At 69.8% G+C, this 602-nt stretch carries 1 protein-coding gene; it reads right to left on the bottom strand.

What is annotated here, in order from left to right:
* Nucleotides 1-179: 179 nt before the first annotated feature.
* On the bottom strand, nucleotides 180-602 hold a 423-nt coding region (locus tag DAI20_RS19820; RefSeq protein ID WP_205781522.1), incomplete at its 5' end, for a glycosyltransferase family protein.

Raw genomic sequence — 602 nt, 5'->3', positions numbered from 1 at the left:
CTCCAGGTGATCAGGCGGCGCCGCCACAGCGGGCCGTTGTCCTGCTGGTCGTCGTCGTAATCGTCGATGTCGTCGGAATCGTAGCGTCGGGGCACGGGGATGCGGGCAGGTAGGGTCTGGCGAGTCTAACGCAGCCGCCGTGGCGGCTGGCAGGCGATGGGCTGCGGTTTCACTGCAGTTCAAGCTGGGCGCGACGTCCGCTGGCCTGCCGCGGCCCCTGCCAGTGCCGCCCGGAGGCCCTTCCAGCCGGCTCCGGCCAGGCAGACATTGGCCAACCGAGCGATCAAGCGCGGCACGTCATGGGCGATCCAGCGCCCCTGAACATCCGCGCGGCGATACAGCTGCAGCCGCGACCACGCCATGCGCCAAGCCAGCGCGTGAAGCCCCTGGAAGCGCTCCGGCGCCACGACCTCGCCACGCTGTCGCAGCAGAGCATCCAGGGCCAGCAGGCGCCCCGCCGTGCGCTGGCGCGCCTGCGCATCGAACAGGTCGAGATGGCGCAGGCGCTGCAGAAAGCCGCGCCGACTGGCTCCGATCTGGTTGTTGCCATGCTGCCGATAGTCGATGGTCGGTTCGGCCAGCATGTCCAGCCCTCCACACAG

The organism is Planctomonas deserti, assembly GCF_003067705.1.
Classification (GTDB): Bacteria; Actinomycetota; Actinomycetes; order Actinomycetales; family Microbacteriaceae; genus Planctomonas; species Planctomonas deserti.
This window is presented reverse-complemented; position numbering and strand designations above follow the sequence as displayed.